This window comes from Streptomyces hirsutus (assembly GCF_001418415.1).
GTDB lineage: Bacteria > Actinomycetota > Actinomycetes > Streptomycetales > Streptomycetaceae > Streptomyces > Streptomyces hirsutus.
The window spans coordinates 1-1,157 of record NZ_LIQT01000681.1 but is presented as its reverse complement, the minus strand read 5'-3'; the positions used below and the strand labels follow the sequence as shown (position 1 = coordinate 1,157).

The window sequence follows — 1,157 nt, the reverse complement described above, 5'->3', positions numbered from 1 at the left end:
AGGCCGGGCCCGGTCGGATACACGTATCCGACCGGGCCCGGCCTCTCACCTCGGCCTCCGCCTCAGCGGCGGGGACGGGAACGGCGACTCAGAGCAGTCCGTCCCACATCTGCTCCAGCAGCACCGACCACCAGCTCTCCGGCGAACCGAGCGCCGCGGGATCCAGCGCTGCCAACTGCATCTGGAAGTCGACGGTCCAGCGGCCCGCCTGCTCCTGGTTCAGCCCGAACCGCAGCCGCCACATCCGCCCCAGCAACGCCAGGCAGCGGGCGAACTCCGGCAGCCCCGTGTTCACGAACTGCGGCGGTACGGGCGCACCGCCCGGCCCCGCCTCCACCGGCACCGCGACGATGTTCGCCGTGCCGTACTGCACACAGACCGCCTTGCCGAAGTCGCTGCCCATGACGAGGTACGAGCCCGCGTCCGAGGCCGGCTGCACACCCCGCTCCGCGGCCAGCTCCGCCAGCGTCGGCACCGGACGGCCCGGCTGGGCCTGCGCCCAGAAGAACGGACCCATGTCCAGCGGCAGTCCGGCGGCCACCAGCGTGTGCGCCACGATCGGCGGCACACCCTGCCGGGACACCGCCTGCTGCTCGAACCGGAACACCCCCGTCCCGAACGCCCCCGCCAGCTCCTGCCCGATGACCTCCGGCGGAACCGGCGGCGCCGGCTGCATCGGCGTCAGCGGCGCGCGCACCGGTGCCGGCCGGGCAGGTCCGTCCGCCACCTGATGCAACTCACCCTGATGAACGAGCAGTTGCTGCATGCCCTGCTGGCGGCTCGCCTGATCGGTGCCGTACGGCGCGATGTTCGTGATCCGCGCCTGCGGCCACTGCTCCCGGATCATCCGCGCACAGTACGCACCCGGAAGCTCGCACGACTCCAACTCCGTGTGCAGCTCCAGCACCTGATCCGGCGGCACGTTCATCGCACGCAGCTCGTGGAAGATCTGCCACTCCGGATGCGGCGTGCCCGGCGCCGAACGCCGGATCAGCTGCTGCTCGGAACCGTCCTGCGCGCGGTAGCGCAGCACGGCCTGATAACCGGGGCCGACCGTCGGCTGCCCGACCGGCTGCGGCGGGTAGCCGTACACCGGCGGCCGACCGGGCCCGGGCACGCCCGGCGGCACCGCACCCGGCATCCCGCCGGGCATCCCG

At 73.0% G+C, this 1,157-nt stretch carries 1 protein-coding gene; it reads right to left on the bottom strand.

Annotated features, from left to right (window positions below):
- Positions 1 to 88: 88 nt before the first annotated feature.
- Positions 89 to 1,157: SUKH-4 family immunity protein (locus tag AOK11_RS37355; RefSeq protein ID WP_240497637.1), on the bottom strand; the 1,069-nt coding region annotated here is incomplete at its 5' end.